Annotated in this window: 16 protein-coding genes; 5 read left to right on the top strand and 11 right to left on the bottom strand. The window is 52.4% G+C overall.

What is annotated here, in order from left to right:
* Positions 1 to 262 (bottom strand): GrpB family protein (locus KGZ92_09835; GenBank protein MBS3889563.1); only part of this gene is annotated, 262 nt, incomplete at its 3' end.
* A complete protein-coding gene (locus KGZ92_09840) occupies positions 256 to 759 on the bottom strand; it encodes a GNAT family N-acetyltransferase (protein ID MBS3889564.1) in 504 nt (167 codons plus the stop codon). The genes KGZ92_09835 and KGZ92_09840, both read right to left, overlap by 7 nt.
* A 156-nt stretch (positions 760 to 915) precedes the next feature.
* Between KGZ92_09840 and KGZ92_09845 the strand changes: the two genes are divergently transcribed.
* The 4 genes from KGZ92_09845 to KGZ92_09860 all read left to right on the top strand — a co-directional run bounded on the left by KGZ92_09845 (position 916) and on the right by KGZ92_09860 (position 5304).
* Positions 916 to 1827 carry a DMT family transporter gene (locus tag KGZ92_09845; GenBank protein MBS3889565.1) on the top strand — a complete coding sequence of 304 codons (912 nt, stop codon included), beginning with the start codon at positions 916 to 918 and terminating at the stop codon, positions 1825 to 1827.
* Between the two features lie 76 nt (positions 1828 to 1903).
* The gene (gene asnB, locus KGZ92_09850; GenBank protein MBS3889566.1) at positions 1904 to 3751 is read left to right on the top strand and encodes an asparagine synthase (glutamine-hydrolyzing); all 1848 of its coding nucleotides are present in this window, start codon (positions 1904 to 1906) and stop codon (positions 3749 to 3751) included.
* A gap of 66 nt (positions 3752 to 3817) precedes the next feature.
* Entirely contained in the window at positions 3818 to 4567 is a 750-nt protein-coding gene (surE, locus tag KGZ92_09855) for a 5'/3'-nucleotidase SurE (GenBank protein ID MBS3889567.1), read from the top strand.
* Positions 4546 to 5304 (top strand): MBL fold metallo-hydrolase, encoded by a 759-nt coding sequence (locus KGZ92_09860; GenBank protein MBS3889568.1) that lies wholly within the window; start codon positions 4546 to 4548, stop codon positions 5302 to 5304. The genes surE and KGZ92_09860 overlap by 22 nt, the downstream gene beginning before the upstream one ends.
* A gap of 46 nt (positions 5305 to 5350) precedes the next feature.
* Here the strand turns inward: KGZ92_09860 and KGZ92_09865 are convergent, their stop codons facing one another.
* The 8 genes from KGZ92_09865 to KGZ92_09900 form a co-directional block, all read right to left on the bottom strand.
* A complete protein-coding gene (locus KGZ92_09865; GenBank protein MBS3889569.1) occupies positions 5351 to 6496 on the bottom strand; it encodes a YibE/F family protein in 1146 nt (381 codons plus the stop codon).
* 65 nt (positions 6497 to 6561) lie between these two features.
* Complete coding sequence (locus KGZ92_09870) at positions 6562 to 7740, bottom strand: aminotransferase class I/II-fold pyridoxal phosphate-dependent enzyme (protein ID MBS3889570.1); 1179 nt, start codon at positions 7738 to 7740, stop codon at positions 6562 to 6564.
* A 46-nt stretch (positions 7741 to 7786) separates the two neighbouring features.
* Entirely contained in the window at positions 7787 to 8191 is a 405-nt protein-coding gene (locus tag KGZ92_09875) for a hypothetical protein (protein MBS3889571.1), read from the bottom strand.
* Between the two features lie 71 nt (positions 8192 to 8262).
* Entirely contained in the window at positions 8263 to 9279 is a 1017-nt protein-coding gene (locus KGZ92_09880) for an aspartate-semialdehyde dehydrogenase (protein MBS3889572.1), read from the bottom strand.
* Positions 9280 to 9292: 13 nt separating this feature from the next.
* Positions 9293 to 10300: an aldo/keto reductase gene (locus KGZ92_09885; protein MBS3889573.1), complete on the bottom strand. Its 1008-nt coding sequence runs from the start codon at positions 10298 to 10300 to the stop codon at positions 9293 to 9295.
* 9 nt (positions 10301 to 10309) lie between these two features.
* Entirely contained in the window at positions 10310 to 11269 is a 960-nt protein-coding gene (gene pfkA / locus KGZ92_09890) for a 6-phosphofructokinase (GenBank protein ID MBS3889574.1), read from the bottom strand.
* A gap of 31 nt (positions 11270 to 11300) precedes the next feature.
* Entirely contained in the window at positions 11301 to 11765 is a 465-nt protein-coding gene (locus tag KGZ92_09895) for a phosphatidylglycerophosphatase A (protein ID MBS3889575.1), read from the bottom strand.
* The gene (locus KGZ92_09900) at positions 11762 to 15226 is read right to left on the bottom strand and encodes a DNA polymerase III subunit alpha (protein ID MBS3889576.1); all 3465 of its coding nucleotides are present in this window, start codon (positions 15224 to 15226) and stop codon (positions 11762 to 11764) included. The genes KGZ92_09895 and KGZ92_09900 overlap by 4 nt, the downstream gene beginning before the upstream one ends.
* 265 nt (positions 15227 to 15491) lie before the next feature.
* On the opposite strand from KGZ92_09900, the gene KGZ92_09905 reads away from it, so the two are divergent.
* Positions 15492 to 16328, top strand: coding sequence for a cell wall hydrolase (locus KGZ92_09905; GenBank protein ID MBS3889577.1), 837 nt, complete (start codon positions 15492 to 15494; stop codon positions 16326 to 16328).
* On the opposite strand, the gene KGZ92_09910 is transcribed toward KGZ92_09905, so the two are convergent.
* Positions 16318 to 16596 (bottom strand): hypothetical protein, encoded by a 279-nt coding sequence (locus KGZ92_09910; protein ID MBS3889578.1) that lies wholly within the window; start codon positions 16594 to 16596, stop codon positions 16318 to 16320. The two genes, KGZ92_09905 and KGZ92_09910, sit on opposite strands and share 11 nt — an antisense overlap.
* Positions 16597 to 16646: the final 50 nt, after the last annotated feature.

A 16646-nucleotide genomic window follows, 5' to 3' on the forward strand; every position in this document is an offset into this window, starting at 1 on the left:
CGGGTATACCAAACTCCCCCATGCACTCGTAACCGATAGCCTCAAATTCCAGGTTGCGCTGATCCACGGAGGTGATATTTGTCACTACAGGCATGATATCAATTACCGGCTTGGCACAAAGGCCATCTACAGCGGTGCTCCCGATATGATGAACTTCCACCAGCAATTCTCGTAGGATATGTCTGATTTGCTCCGCCTCTGTGGCATATGCTACCCTCCACAGGGGGTCATAGGGGACTACAGTTAAACGGTGAACTAGCATTTATACACCATCAGTTCCTCGTCATAATACCGGCCTTCATGTAAGAGGGCGTTAGGCTCTACGCCATAGGTCTTAAAGCCTAACGACAGGTACAGCGCTTTGGCGGGGGCGTTGTCCGCTACAACTGCTAGGTGTAATTGTTCTAGACCTGGAAGTTGCCCAGCATTTTCTAATAGTTCCCTTACCAGAGCCTTCCCTACACCTTGTCCTCGACTCTCTGGTACTACATACATCCCGAAAACATTACCCTTGTGCCTGTCTTTGCTGCCTTCATTACGAACGAAAGTCACGATGCCAATTAAACTATCGACATTGTTAAAAGCACCGAGAACGAATTTGTTGTCTGTAGCCCTAATCCGTGATGCTTTTTCGTCAGGCGTGAATTGCACTTCTCGCTCATAAGTCGAGCCATACGCCTCAGGGTTGGTCTTAAGCCCGCGTAGCCTTACCGCAAAATACAGGTCGATATCACTTTCGCCTAATACTCTAATCCTCATCAACAACCTCCTCTAGGTTTTGTTCTAGACTAAGCCTAGTATACAACAATGCAGTTCATAGGTAGCACCCTATCAGACGACGAAAAGTGACACCGGTGCTAATCAAGCGCGCCCAAATATGCTATGATGGACAAAGATTGCGAGAGGGGGAGAAAGATGACGCCTAAGCTTGGCTACGCGGCTATAGCGGTCTCTTCTCTCTGCTTTGGTTTCTTGGGCTCCCTAGGCAAGTTTGGCTTTGCCTTGGGCTACACCCCCCTCACTCTCCTTACCGTGCGCTTTACATTGGCTGCGCTCATGATGTGGGCTGTCGCCCTGGTCGTGGGCCTAGGCAAGTATGCTGTGACACCTCAGCTTCAGCCGTACCTCATAGCTCAGGGTGTGGCCTACGCCGGAACCTCATTAGGATTCTTCTTGGCTTTACGGCACTTGCCGGCTGGCCTGGTGAGCATAGTTTTTTACGTCCATCCACTTGTAACTATCATCTTTGCGAGCCTGCTCTGGAAAGAACGCCTGGGGCGCTCGGTCTTGATCGCTGCCCTGCTCGCGGTGCTAGGAACTGCCCTCGTGTCTCAAGATGGCAGCACAAACTTTAGCACCGGAATGGTCGGCTTTGCTTGGGTGGCGTTCGCAGCGTTCGCTTACAGTGCCTTTACTCTGCTCGGGCAAAAATCTACACGTCAGCTAAACGCCTTGGTGGTTACTACATATTCTATCACTTACTGCGCTCTCTTCTTAATCGTTCTCAATCCACCGTTGTACATGTTTGATGGCAGCTTAACTGCTGCTATGTGGCTGATCGGGCTGTTCATTGGTCTCGTTTCCTCAGTCCTCGCCATCCTTCTCTACATTGTAGGTGTCAAGGCTATTGGCGCAGCCAAGGCCTCAATCGCCAGCGCTCTAGAACCTTTAAGTGGGGTATTTATCGCGGCGCTGTTGCTCGGTGAAGAACTCCGTCCCCTACAATGGCTCGGGGTTCTTACCGTCATTGTGGCGGTCTTTTACCTGCAGAGAGGGGCTCTCGACGACCCCCGCCATAGAGAAGTGGCACCTACCAATCGAGCATAGACAGATCGCCACATTTTGTGGGTAGACTAGTCCAGGAGAAATCTATACTGGGTAAAGTGCTAAGGAGGATGCTTTAATGTGTGGCATAGTTGGTTTCATAGACAAGGCAGTTAGCCGAGAAGAAAAGGTTGCTCTCCTAAACGCTATGACGTCGTGTATTACACATCGCGGCCCAAATGATAGCGGTTGTTTTGTTGATGACGATGTAGCCCTCGGCTTTCGCAGATTGAGCATCATAGACCTCGCTGCAGGACACCAGCCCATGGCCAATGAAGACGAGACCGTGTGGATGACTTTTAACGGCGAAATCTACAACTATCTTGAACTACGCACTTGGCTAATTGAACGCGGCCACCGCTTTGCTACGCTGACTGATAGCGAGGTAATTATTCACCTCTATGAAGAGCTTGGCATGGAATGTACTGCTAAGTTGCGTGGCATGTTTGCCTTTGTGCTGTGGGACACCAAGACCAACACCCTGCACGGAGCGAGAGACCGCTTTGGCATCAAGCCGTTTTACTATGCGCTACAGGGGCAACGCTTGATCTACGGTTCCGAAGCCAAGGCGATTCTTACCCACCCCAGCATAACGGCCAAGGTCAATGAACAGAGCTTGCAGCACTACTTTACTTTTCAGTTTGTACCCGACCCTGCTACCCTGTTTGAGGGCATTTACCGCTTGCCGCCGTCACACTACTTTAGCTTTACGGATGGCCACCTCGAGCTTAAACGCTACTGGCATTTAGAATTTAAGCCCGCAGATAAACCCTTAGACTACTTTGTCGAGGGCACGCAACACATCCTAAGTGAGGCGGTGCGGATGCACATGATGAGCGACGTACCGCGAGGGGCCTTCCTCTCGGGCGGAGTTGATTCTAGCGTGATCGTGGCCCTGCTCAAGCGTCAAGAGAACCTATCTACATATTCTGTGGGCTACAATGAGTCTAAGTACGATGAGCTTTCCGAGGCGCGCCGCACGGCCGAAGTGCTGGGAACTTCGCACAACGAAGTCAAGGTAGACGCCAAAGAATTTTGGCAGGCACTACCTAGCATTATCTGGCACATGGACGAGCCTGTTGCCGATCCTGCTGCCTGCGCCCTCTACTTTGTGGCCGAAAGGGCCAGCCGCGATATCACGGTGGTACTAAGTGGTGAGGGCGCGGATGAGGTCTTTGGAGGCTATGGCATTTACCGCGAGCCGGCGGAAGTGCGCAAGTTTGGTTTTGTTCCCAAAACACTACAAGCCCTGCTGGCCAAAGGGGCCCATTTCCTGCCGGAGGGCACTAAGGGCAAAGATTATGTCCGCCGCGCCACGACGCCCCTAGCAGAGCGTTATTTTGGAAATGCCTTGATTTTCACCGAAGAGCAAAAGGATAAGCTCCTACCCTTTCGTTCCCACCGCTTCCTACCTACGGCGGTGACTGCACCCTATTTTGCCGAGAGCGCTCATCTGGACGAAATTTCGCAGATGCAGTATCTTGATTTTAACACTTGGCTTTCGGGCGATATCTTGGTCAAGGCCGATCGCATGACCATGGCGCATTCACTTGAGCTGCGCGTGCCATTTCTCGATCACCATGTAGTAGAATTTGCGGCCACCATTCCCCCCCACTACAAGATTGCCGAAAACATGACTAAGTACGTCTTGCGACGCGCTGCCACCGACTGGCTGCCACAGGAGGTTGCTTACCGACCCAAACGAGGCTTTCCTGTTCCAACTCGCGAATGGATGAAGAACGAGTGGCTCGAGGATGTGCGCCGACTGCTTAGCAACAGCTCTGCGGCACAGTACATAAACAAGGAGTACGCCCTCGCACTACTTGCGGAGCATGTTAGCGGAAAAAAAGACAACAGCAGAAGATTGTGGGCCATAATCGTGTTTCAATTATGGTTTAGTACCTATATCGAGAGGCCTACACTCTAACTTTTATCTGCCACTACACAGATGACGCGCTTTACAGAGATAGAACAGAGAGGCAGTTGATTACGCTTGCATATCTTGGTGACCAATGACGATGGCATTCATGCCCCTGGCATTAGAGCTCTGGCCTCCGCCCTCCGCCAACTTGGCACAGTTTCTGTGGTGGCGCCAGATAGGGAGCGCAGCGCGACTGGGCATGCCATAACCGTGCATCGCCCTCTACGGGCGCGTCATCTCGCGCTAGACTTTGCCGACCAAGCTTTTGCCGTCGACGGCACCCCGGCCGATTGCGTCAAGTTAGCCCTTGAAGCAGAGCTTGTCTTACGACCTGACATCGTTGTTTCCGGCATCAACAGGGGGGCCAATTTAGGCACAGATGTACTTTACTCGGGCACAGTGTCGGCCGCTATAGAAGCGGCGATGCTCGGGTTGCCCGCCATCGCCATATCTCTAGATGACCTGCGCAATACCCACTACGAACCGGCTGCGGAATTTGCCTGTTACTTGGCCAAAACCTGGCACAATCGCGACCTACCCCCAGATACATTGCTCAACGTCAACTGGCCCAAAAACACTCCCTCCCAAGTATTTGTCACCAACCTTGGTCGGCGCAGGTACAGTAACACCTTTGACAAGAGGCAAGACCCCTTGGGCCGCGACTATTTTTGGATGTGCAATAATGTGGTAGACGACCTCACCCCCCATACCGATGTTTGGGCTGTAGCCGCAGGCCATGTCTCGGTGTCGCCCATTCACTTTGACCTGACCAACTACCGGCTAGTGGCTGAAGTCGGCAATTGGCAACTCGCCCTCTCATGAAACTTCGTGTGCTTGGCTGCTACTCTCCCTATCCTCCCGCAGACGGGGCGGGGCCCGGCTACTTGCTAGAGACTGAATCTACTAAGGTGCTGCTTGACTGTGGTAGCGGTGTCGTCAGCCAGCTAGGTCGCGTATGCGACTTAACGAATGGCGAGCTGTCGGCGGTTATTCTTAGCCACCTACATGCCGATCACTTTTGCGACCTACTAGTGTTACGCTATGCCCGCTTTCTAAGTATGCGCGCGGGCAAGGCAACCCCCCTAGCCGTCTATGCGCCTAGCAAACCTGATTTGGAACGCGCTTCACTACCGTTCTTAGATACATTGAGCATCTCCACGATTCAACAAGACTCGTCTCTTAGCATCAGTGAGATGAAATTTGACTTTGCCGGCACACTGCACCCCTACCCTGCCCTGGCAATTAAGGCTACGGTAGACGACCGCTCCATGGTCTACACCGGCGACACGGCTTGGCATGATGACTTGATAGACTTCTGTCGGGGAGCAGACACCTTGCTGGCCGAGGCGAGTTTTCTGGAGCAGAACAAGGGGACCAATGTGGCCTTGCATCTTAGTGCCCGTGATGCCGGTCGTTTAGCACAGATGGCAGGCGTAAAACGACTTGTTCTAACACATTTTCACCCCGCAGCAAGATTAGATCTGCTCCTAGCGGAGGCAGAGGCGCAGTTTGCCGGAGAGATTATTCTGGCGAGCACAGGCCTTGTCCTCGACATATAAAAGTGGCTGCCCCTTTTCTTAAGGGACAGCCACTTTTCACTTTTACTTAGGGCCTGTGGTGGGCCGTAGGACGCATCAACCACGCTGCGGCCAGCGCCGTGACGGGAATGGCGGCAACCAGGCCGACGCTGCCTGCTAGGGCACGCAAAACTTCACTGGCTATAGAGTCCATGTTGATAAGCCTCACGAAGGGCACTTCGTAGGCCGTAACGAGCAAGAGCAGTGCTAGCGACCCACCAGTATAGGCGAGTATCAGGGTGTTGGCCATGGTGCCCATTACATCGCGCCCTACATTCATGCCCGACCAAAACAACGCACGCCGCGACAGGGTAGGGTCGGCACGGCGAATTTCTGTCATCGCTGAAGAAATAGACATGCCAATATCCATGACCGCGCCTAAGGCACCGATAATGATGCTAGCCATTAACAAGGCGCGAAAATCAAAGCTAATGCCTTGCGGTATAAACATTAGCATCTGCGCTTCTTGACCAGACAAGCCAGAGGCATGCGTGGCCCCACCAACAACGATGGCTAAGGCACCGGCGACGGACACACCGCCCAAAGTACCCAAGATGGCGGCAGCGCTCTTACGGTTTACTCCCCCCACAAGGAGAATAGTAAATATAGTTGCCATGGCCGAAACAGCGACGGAAAGTACGATGGGGCTCGCGCCCCGCAGGAGAAAAGGCACAAATACGTAGAGGATTAATATCCCGATCACGATTAGAGACAAGAGACTTTTAAGACCCTTTTTGCCACCTAAACCTACCAGCATACCTGCAAAGAGCAGAGTTAAGGCGTAGAGCGAACGATCTCTTTCGTAGTCTGCGATGACGACTTCCTGCAGCTCGCCCTCCACAGTTTCCACGCCGACCAGCACCCTATCGCCCTCTTCGATCACGATGTCATAGGCAGGCGTGCCAGTCAAAACATGGGTGATCTCCACAACTTGACCGCGAAACCGCCCACTAACGAGCTCTAATTCAGCCCTAAAGCTACGCAGGGGAAAGCCGAATTCATCGACGCCACCTTCTTCGGGGAGTTCTTCCAATAGTAAGACCCTCGCCCGAGCAAACTCTACTGCAGGCTCTTCCATGGCCGGATCGAGCGGGGGCTCTACAGGCGTCTGTGCCTGCGTCGGGGTAGTCATGAACAGCAAGAGAAGTATCCCTATTAGAGACAGTATCTTCAAGTCATCACCTCATTGGTTTTTTTGCAGCTTAAGAACTACCATTAGCTTATTACGACTGGCAAGGACTATGCGTTGTGACGCAAAGCCTGAGCGAAATCAGCACAAATGTCTGCTGAGTCCTCTAGCCCAACCGAAACGCGAAGCATTCCCTCGTCGATGCCGAGCCTAGCCCTAGCCAAGGAAGTGAGCCCACGATGGCTTGTCTTGGCAGGGTGAGAAATGGTCGTGGCCACGCCGGCTAAACTCGGCACAAAATCTACCATGGAGAGGGCCTTGACCAACTGCTCCGCACCATAGCTGCCGCCTTCCACCACGAAGCTGAGCATCCCCCCAAAACCAGAGAGCTGCTTTTCGGCCAGGGCATGCTGGGGGTGACCGAGCAGGCCCGGGTAGTGCACGCGCAGCACACGCGGTAGGCCCGTCAAAAGATCGGCCAAAATGTGGGCATTTTGCGTATGTTGCCGCATGCGCAGGGGCAAAGTCCCCATGCTCCGCATGACAAGCCAGGCATCAAAGGGACTTGCCGTGGCCCCAAACTGAATATGTAGCGGTTTAACTCTCTCTATGTCATCCGCACTGCCCACTACCGCCCCCAGAGTGACATCCGAGTGTCCATTGATATACTTGGTCAAACTTTCCACCACTAAGTCAGCCCCCTGTTCAAGCGGCCGGCACAGCATCGGCGAGGCAAAGGTGTTGTCTACGACAAGTTTCAGTTTGTAGGCCCGCTTAAGCATGGCCAACTGCGAGAAATCTACCAGTCGCATAAGGGGGTTAGAAATAGTTTCGACAAAAATGGCTTTCGTGTTAGGGCGAATGCCTGCTTCAACCTTAGCGGGCAAAGTTGCATCGATAAAGGTGGTCGAAATCCCGAACCGAGACAGCTCTCGTTCTAGTAGGGATTGTGTGCCCCCGTAGAGATCCTCGGCAGCTATGATATGATCGCCCGCACTGCAAAGTGACAGCAACGTGGCGGTAGTAGCTGCCATCCCTGAGGAAGTGACAATACAGTCGCTACCACTTTCTAAAGCAGCTAGGGCCTGCTCTAGGGCCTGCACAGTAGGATTACCATAGCGCGAATAGATATAAGTACCCTCTGCGCCACTAAAGGCTTGGTCGACCTCTTCTAAAGAGCTAAAGCTAAAAACAGAAGTCTGGTAAATAGGTTGCACAGTAGGAAGGGTACGCGGCATCTTAATACCCTTACCTGCCTGTATGGCTTGGCTCCACTTACTTTTTGACAAAGATATCACCCCCGAGTTAGTATTCGGGGGTGAAGGCTCAAATCCTTTAATCAACTAGGGCTACTGCCTCGTCCATAACGCTGTCGGGCATGGCAGAGGCTAAGTCAAAGGCAAACACCCCATTGCTTTCGTCCCAATGCCCTTTGACCCTTTTCTTAATTAAGAGGTTTTTAACCGCCCACTCGCCAATCGATGCCGCGCACACTTGAGCGCTACTTTTGTTAGTGATAAGCTTGAAGCCCGTACCACCCGTGGCTAGGGGCTTTACGACAAAGGACTCTTGACGCACGCCCATGAAAACGTAGTCTGCACCTAACTCAGCCAGCTTACGAGTGAGCGCGACATTGCACCGTACGCCTTTAGGTTTGTCTGTAAAAGTAATCTTGTAGGCCTTATCAATAGCAGCATTTCCTCTACCTTTTGGGGTCTTTTCGAACCAAACTATGTTCATCTTACTTCCCTCCTTGAGAGTTATTGCTACTAGTATGACCACGCTTCGCACGCCATATACCTAGTCAATTTTCATTTGAGAATCTCGGCAATTTGTACAGCATTTGATGCCGCACCTTTCCTAAGTTGATTGCCCACTGCCCACAAATTGAAGGCATTCGGCAGACTAAAATCTTGTCGCAAACGACCCACAAAAACGTCATCCCTATCCGGAAAATCGATTGGCATGGGGTAGACTTGATTATCGACATCGTCGAGGAGTACCACACCGGGAGACCTGCCTAGTAACTCCCTCGCCTGCGGCACAGACAGGGGACGATGTGTCTCTACATTGATCGAAAGAGAGTGACACCACATGACAGGCACGCGGACTGTGGTCACCGTAATGGCGATCGTCTCGTTACCAAAAATCTTCTGCGTTTCATGGACCATTTTCCACTCTTCCTTGGTGTAGCCGTGATCCGCAAACAAATCAACTTGGGGTATGACATTAAAGGCTACTTGGTAATGCTTCTTGGCGGCAGCCGTAGGTAAAATCTTGGCCGCCACACTTCTGCCCTCTGTAAAAGCTAGTACCTGTTCTTTAAGTTCTTCCACCGCTTCAATGCCTGCCCCAGACACCGCTTGGTATGTCGATACTACGACGCGCTTCAAGCCTACCGCATCGTAGAGTGGTTTTAGGGCGACGGCCATAATAATGGTCGAACAATTCGGGTTAGCTATAATACCGCGATGACCACTAATTGCTGCGGCATTTATCTCGGGCACGATGAGCGGCACATCGTCATCAAGGCGAAACGCCGAACTATTGTCAATGACAACGGCCCCATGGGCTACCGCAGCTGGCGCGAGCGCCCTTGCCACCTCGCCCGAAGCACAGAAAAAGGCGATATCCACCCCAGCGAAGGCCTCCGCCCGGGCCTCTCTTACGGTCAGCTGCTCCCCCTGAAACTGATACTGTTTGCCAGCCGAGCGACCTGAGGCCAAAAGACTTACCTCACGTAGCGGAAAATTGCGTTCTGCCAAGACTTTAAGCAGAGTTTGGCCCACTACACCCGTGGCACCGACGATAGCAATACTTTTGGACAAAGCCATACCTCCCTTAAGTCTGTCGAAAAACCTCTGCCGTCGTTTTGAGCTTGCGTCGTATGCTGAGCCCATACGGACAGCGCTGCTCGCAGAGGCCGCATTCGGTGCAATCATCGGCATGGACAGGCATCCCTGCGTACCGCTCGCGTGCCCATTCCTGCAACCCATAGCGACTGGTGTAACCTTCGAGAATGAATAGTGTAGGAATACGAATGCCCTGTGGACAGGGCAGGCAGTATTCACACCGCCGGCAAAAGTCTTCTCCGAGAGACTTGGCATCGGCTTCTAGCTCAGTCAACTCCTGTGGCGATAAAGCGCCCAACTCTAGAGCCCTGTAGTTCGCGTGTAGCTGTTCCACCGTATCCATGCCGGGTATAAGCGTGTCGATGTCACTTGGCAGAAGGTAGCGCAAAGCCAGATCGGCTCGTTGCAGAGCACCACCCGCGAGCGGTTTCATAGCTATAGTGCCCATCTTTAGCTCTCGAGACAAGGTCAATGAGCCTACAAACTGCGACTCGACCACATTTAAGGGAAACTGCGCTGTATCGAAGAGATTACTCTTAATTATTACTTCGAGAACGTCATTATTATGACTGGTAACACCAATGAATCGCACTAAGCCTTGTTCCCGGGCGGCGAGAAGTGCGGATAGCGCTCCGTCCTTAGCCTGCACTTGCTCCCAGACATCAAACGCACTGACCATATGTAATTGATAGATATCAATATAGTCTGTTTGCAGCAGTTTAAGGCTAAGCTCTAAGTCCTGCCTAAAACCTTCGGCATCGCGTCGTGCAGATTTTGAGGCCAAGTAGAAAGAACTTCTTCTCGACTGCAAAGCCTTGCCTAATTTTTCTTCACTATCGCGATAACCTCTAGCTGTGTCTATAAAATTAATCCCTAGGTCGTGACAAACGGCAATCATCTCAGCGGCAACTTCTTGTGTGGCACGCTGAATTGGTATGCCCCCTAAACCTAGTCTTGACACTGTGAGGCCTGTCAACCCAAGTGTACGATACTCCATATAGTCCTCCTACTGAGCGAGAATCGCGGCGAGTTTGTACAAGTCGTGCTTAAAATTAGGGCCGCTTTGGAGGGCTTCCGTTATGGACATGGGCACAACTGCACCCGCTCTTACACCCACCATCAGACCGCCGCGTTTGTCCTTAATTAATTCCACAGCCAAGGCACCCATGCGACTGGCCAACATGCGATCGCGGGCACTAGGGGTGCCGCCGCGTTGCACATGGCCCAAAACGGTGACCCTCGTATCTAGGCCCGAACAATTCGCCACATATTCACCAATGGCCACGCCCGACCCCACGCCTTCAGCGACCACGATAATACTGTAGAGTTTGCCCCTCTCTTGACCACGCTTAAGCCTCGCGCAAATTTCTTCTAGGGGCAGAGGCACTTCCGGCACCAGTATTGATTCCGCGCCAGCGGCGATACCTGCCGCTACTGCCAGCTGCCCGGAGTTACGGCCCATTACCTCCACGACGAAGGTCCTTTCATGAGAGGTCGCGGTATCGCGAATGCGATCCATGGCCTCTACAGCCGTATTTACCGCCGTGTCGAAGCCCAGACACTCCTCTGTCCCCGGAATGTCATTATCTATCGTCCCTGGTATGCCTACCGTTAGGACGCCGTGCTCATACAGTTTCTGCGCTCCTTGTAGTGAGCCATCGCCCCCAATGACAACAAGCCCCTCAATTTGTTTGTCGCGCAGTACAGCTAGTGCGCTCTGAAAACCCGCGCTCGTCATAAACTCGGGCGAACGCGCGGTGCGCAAAATTGTACCCCCGCGATGAATAGTATCGGCCACCGACCCAGCATCTAGCCGAGCTATGTCACCCGCTACTAGGCCTGCATAACCACGACGTATACCAAACACTGTCAACCCTTCACTGAGGCCCTTCCGTACTACGGCCCTAATGGCGGCATTCATGCCTGGCGCATCGCCGCCACTCGTGAGCACCCCAATTTTCATCACTTAAATCCCTCTCCTATCACTAAGAACATGCCTACTTAAATATATTGTGTGCTATGCGCGCCGACGCTGCGGCAGCGACCCCTGCTACCAGGTCATCCAAAAATGTGTGCACCTGTGTCGGGTGATTGTTGAGTAGACGCAAAATACCTGGCTTGACTTTGTCTAGATACCCGAAGTTCGTCAGCCCAATGGTGCCATAGACATTCGTGATACCAAGGGCGAGAATCTCATCTACGCCAAAGAGCGGCTCGTCTTCACTTACTATGGCGCAAAGCGGATCCTCTAAAAAGCCCTGTTCGGCCATGGTATCCAGAGCTATACCGACAAGAATAGTATGCTGAACTTCACGCTTGTCTAGCACCGCCAGTACGGTGCTTAAAGAGACTTCAGGCGTAAGGCCAGGATGGTAGGGCTTCTGCAACTCGCTCACGATGGCCGCAATGTCTACTAACTCCACACCTCGCTCAGACAACTTGCGAATAACAATGTCTTTCATGTGCACCTCCATAATATCTCTACATTTGACGCTCCAAGCTTACTTTCTAACTCTGCCTTAAGGTAGGGACCAAAGGCTACATACAGACTTTGATCCACTCTAATCGAGGCTTCAGGCATAAGCAAGTAGACAGGGACAGGACCAGGCGTGCGCTGTAATAGGTTTCGCAATTCTTCTAGGTGCGACTTATCCTGCTTATCTAGGCGCAGTGATATTCTCTCTGGTTGCCGATCGGTGTCATTTTCGCATTCCCCCAGCCCGAGCAGGGTAACTTCGTTCACCGCCAGAGAAACGCGCTCCTCGCGCCGAGTAATGGCTCCACGCAGCATCGCGGCGCGCCCGGCGATCAGCTGCTCTCCTTGTTTTTCGAAAATCTGAGGAAAGAATACTACTTCTATGGTGCCGCCAAAGTCTTCCACTTGCGCAAAGGCCATGCGCCGACCCGCCTTGGTAACAATAACCCTGACTTCAGCAATCATACCGGCGATAGTAACCTCGGCCTTGTCTTCGCATTCGCCGAGTAGACCGATGGAATGCTTGCCGTGTTTGCGCAGGACGGCTGTGTACTGATCGAGAGGGTGACCAGAGACATAGAAACCCAGCAAATCCTTTTCCATTTCGAGAATTTCACTCACACTAAAATCAGTGAGATCAGGAATTTTGATGGCAGCTTTACTGGCTTCGGCCTCTCCAAAGACATCAAAGAGAGAGATTTGCCCTGTTTCACGCTGTCGCTTTTCTTGAGCCACCTTGTCAAAGCATTCTTCCATAATGTCAAGAAGCTGACGGCGGTTAAGTCCTAGCGAAGCCATAGCTCCAGCGCGAATTAAGTGCTCGACCGTACGCCGATTCATTACTCCGTCGTTAACCCGCAGCAAGAAGTCATAAAGACTGCCGTACTTCCCCTCCTGTCGCTTTCTGACAATAGGTTCGATGACTTTCCCCCCCACGTTCTTGATGGCGGCCAAGCCAAAACGAATGGCCTCCCCTTTAACGACAAAATTAGACTCACTCTCATTAATGTCTGGTGGTAAGACAGGAATACTCCGTCGCCTGCATTCTTCAAGGTACAGCTGCAATTTATCGGTGTTGCCAGCCACCGAGGTAAGCAAGGCAGCCAAGAACTCGCGCGGGTAGTGACACTTAAGGTAGGCTGTCTGGTAGGCCAGTACCGCATAACCTGCGCCATGAGATTTATTGAAGGCGTATTTTGCAAATTCAGCCATCAAATCAAAAATGCTGTTGGCTACCTGCTTCGATAACCCGAGAGCCAATGCTCCGGGGACCATTTTTGTGCCGCTAGCCTCGTCGACTATTCCGTGCAAAAAGTACTCGCGCTCTAGCGCCATAACTTCGGGTTTTTTCTTCGCCATAGCCCGACGCACTAGATCTGCTCGTCCTAGAGAGTAGCCCGCAAGCTCACGAAAAATACGTTGCACCTGCTCTTGGTAGACAAGGCAGCCATAGGTCACCTTGAGGATCGGCTCTAAGCGAGAATCCGCGTACTCAATGTCCTCCGGGGACTCTCTCCCTGCTAGGTAACGGGGGATTTGTTCCATGGGGCCTGGGCGAAATAGTGAGATGCCCGCCACAATGTCCTCAAAGCAGGTGGGGCGCAGTTTGGCGAAGAAGTTGCGCATTCCTCCGCCTTCAAGCTGAAACACCCCTAGGGTATCACCGCGGGCGATCATGGCATAGGTGTCGGCATCTTCATACCCGAGCTCTGCAAAATCTATAGCCAGCCCCGTATTATCTTTGACATTGGCTAGGCAGTAGCGGATAACAGTGAGAGTACGCAGACCGAGAAAGTCCATCTTAAGCAACCCTAAATCTTGCACTGTGTCCATATCAAACTGCGTTATAACTGCCTGCCCAGATTTAGCAAGAGGAATCAAAGTATTGAGCCTAGCAGGAGCAATAACCACCCCTGCGGCATGGACCGAAAGGTGCCGCGGCACGCCTTCAAGAGCTTGCGCGAGGTCTAAGAGTTCTTTAATGCGGTGGTCTGTATTGTAGAGTGCCAGTAAGTCCGCAGACTTATCGAGAGCGTCTTTCAGGGTAATGTTTAGCTCCTCAGGCACTAACTTGGCGATGCGATCGACCTCGGGCAGCGGTATGGACAGCGCCCGCGCCACATCTCGCACGGCCGCACGCGCCCCGAGGGTACCAAAGGTCACAATTTGGCAGACGTTATCGTGCCCATACTTGTCCGTGACGTACTTAATTACTTCGTCGCGACGCTCGTAGCAAAAATCAATATCAATATCAGGCATGCTGATGCGCTCAAGATGCAAAAACCGCTCGAACAAGAGATCATAAGGCAGGGGGTCGAGGTCGGTGATACCGAGAATGTAGGCTACTATAGAACCAACGGCCGAGCCACGACCGGGTCCTACAGGGATTCCTTGCTGCCGCGCAAAGCTTGTAAAGTCCTGCACGATGAGCATGTAGCCGGCATAGCCCGCTTTACCGAGGATCTCAAGCTCGTAGACTAGGCGCTGCTGCACTTCTTGGCTAGGGTTAGGGTAACGCCAGTGTACCTTGTCATGACACAATTTCTCGAGGTATGACAACTCGGTGTAGCCCTCGGGAATCTCGTACTGAGGCAAGTGTACTTGATCGAAACGAAAATCTACATTACAGCTGTCAGCAATGCGTACCGTACTGGCTACAGCCTCCTCTACAACCGCGGACGGCAAGTAGGACAGGCGCGCCATGAGTTCTTCTGCCGAAGTAGCATGAAATTGTGGCACAAAACGCATCCGGTTAGGGTCATTAATCGCCTTGGCCATTTGTACGCAAAGAAGCACATCATGTGCTGCGTGATCGCTAGGGGAAACATAATGCACATCATTAGTGAGCACGAGAGGCAGCGACAACTCTTGTGCTAGGGTGACAAGGGCCATATTTATTGGCCGCTGCTCCGGCAAGCCATGGTCTTGCATCTCCAAGTAGAACCGCTCCGGAAAAATGCGCGCCAGGCGGCACGCCACTTCACGCGCCCCGCTGTGATCATTACGCATCATGCGCTGCGGTATTTCGCCGCCTAGGCAGGCACTTAGGGCGATGAGCCCGTCAGAGTGCGCTTCTAGGAGCTCCCAGTCCACGCGGGGACGATAGTAGAACCCATCTAAGTAGCTTGCACTGACCATGCTTATAAGGTTCTTATACCCTAGGTCATTCATGGCCAAAAGCACCAAGTGATAATTATCAGCATCGATTTTCGATTCGCGGTCTAAACGTGTGCGCGTAGCGACATAGACCTCGCATCCAATAATCGGCTTGATACCCTCTTTTTTTGCCGCGCGATAAAAATCGATTACTCCATGCATGTTGCCATGGTCTGTGATAGCTACGGACTTCTGCCCGAGGGACTTAACATGTTTGATTAAGTTATCAATCTTAGCGAATCCGTCCAGCAGGCTGTATTCAGTATGTAAATGCAAGTGCACAAAATCCATGTCGGGAACCTCCTAGTGAAAACACTGTGTTCTAGTAATTTAAGTTCGCCACTAGAGAGCTGTTTCCCTTGTAGCCTCGCCATACCCCAAGTTGACAATAATACTCCCCCTGTGTATACTAACCATAGCCGAATCTGGTATGTACTTACCAGTACGGGGGATATACTTTTGGGGTGAATCTAGCTAACGCTAGTAGGGTCTGCCTTTCTTCCCGAACCCGACAACTAACCTCGGAGGCTAATGACAACGAGAGAGGATGAACATCATGATTAAGCGCCAGTTAGTTTCTATCTTGGGTGTACTAGTGACGACCGCCTTCTTGCTAAGCGGAACTGTCAGCGCGGCCACCCTCGGCTCCCGATCGCTTAGCCTCGGCTCACGCGGTCAGGATGTGCGTGAGGTGCAGCGCATCCTTGCCCAGAACGGCTTCTCACCAGGTCAGCAAGATGGCATCTTTGGGCCACGCACAGAACAAGCGGTAGTTGCGTTTCAGCGCACCGTGGGCTTACCCACCATCGGCATTGTTGGCCCACGCACAACCGCTAGTCTCTTGGCCCACAGAGCAATTTACACTGTGGTGCGGGGTGACACCCTCACTAGCATTGCGCGGCGCAAGGGCACAACCGTAGCGGAACTCAAGGCGGCCAATAAGCTAGAGAGCGATTTCCTTGTAGCTGGTCGCCGTATAATTATCCCTGGAGCTTCTACTAGCGCGGTAACTACACCTTCTAGGAGTCGCCTCGCGATCACCAGAGAGGAGCGCAGCACCCTGGCTAGACTTGTACATGCCGAGGCTCAAGGCGAATCATTTCTCGGCAAAGTGGCAGTGGCTGCGGTTGTACTAAACCGTGTAGACGACGCGCGATTTCCTGACACGATTCAACAAGTGCTCTATCAACCTTTCCAGTTTGAGCCAGTGTTGAATCGTTGGATTTACAAGCCAGCTGGAGAAGCGGCATACCGAGCCGTAGATGCTGCCCTCGCGGGGCAGGACCCCTCCCAAGGCGCAGTGTTCTTCTACAATCCACAAAAAGCCCCTCACACTTGGATGGCAACTCGTCCCGTCATCTTGCGCATCGGCAACCATGTCTTTATGCGTTAGAGCGAGTTCGCTGCTGTCTTTCGTTTTGCTGTACTTGACCTATGGTTTTGGGTGGCCGCAAGGAAACAGTGGCCACCCTTTTTTTGTGCCCACGCCGCTTGCGCAATTCTAGACCGTGCGAAATGAGGACGCCCCCAGCGAGCACTAGCCAAGCCAAAGAAAAAAGACCCTCACCGGTGTAAGGACTAGCAGGCGAAAGACGTGGCAAAGCGATAGTAAACATCCCTATAACAGAAAGCAGCGCGACTATCGACCATAGTTTCTGCACCCCACTCACCCCTTGTATAGGTATGCTCATGAGGGTCCGGTTAGACACAT

The organism is Bacillota bacterium (genome assembly GCA_018333655.1).
In the GTDB taxonomy this organism is placed as follows: domain Bacteria; phylum Bacillota; class UBA994; order UBA994; family UBA994; genus BS524.

Excerpts from the sequence above, each read along its gene's own strand:
- KGZ92_09895 (MBS3889575.1), bottom strand. The coding sequence starts at position 11,765 with ATGAAAGACATTGTTATTCGCAAGTTGTCTGAGCGAGGTGTGGAGTTA.
- KGZ92_09840 (MBS3889564.1), bottom strand. The coding sequence starts at position 759 with ATGAGGATTAGAGTATTAGGCGAAAGTGATATCGACCTGTATTTTGCG.
- KGZ92_09845 (MBS3889565.1), top strand. The coding sequence starts at position 916 with ATGACGCCTAAGCTTGGCTACGCGGCTATAGCGGTCTCTTCTCTCTGC.
- asnB (MBS3889566.1), top strand. The coding sequence starts at position 1,904 with ATGTGTGGCATAGTTGGTTTCATAGACAAGGCAGTTAGCCGAGAAGAA.
- KGZ92_09905 (MBS3889577.1), top strand. The coding sequence starts at position 15,492 with ATGATTAAGCGCCAGTTAGTTTCTATCTTGGGTGTACTAGTGACGACC.
- KGZ92_09875 (MBS3889571.1), bottom strand. The coding sequence starts at position 8,191 with ATGAACATAGTTTGGTTCGAAAAGACCCCAAAAGGTAGAGGAAATGCT.
- KGZ92_09900 (MBS3889576.1), bottom strand. The coding sequence starts at position 15,226 with ATGGATTTTGTGCACTTGCATTTACATACTGAATACAGCCTGCTGGAC.
- KGZ92_09885 (MBS3889573.1), bottom strand. The coding sequence starts at position 10,300 with ATGGAGTATCGTACACTTGGGTTGACAGGCCTCACAGTGTCAAGACTA.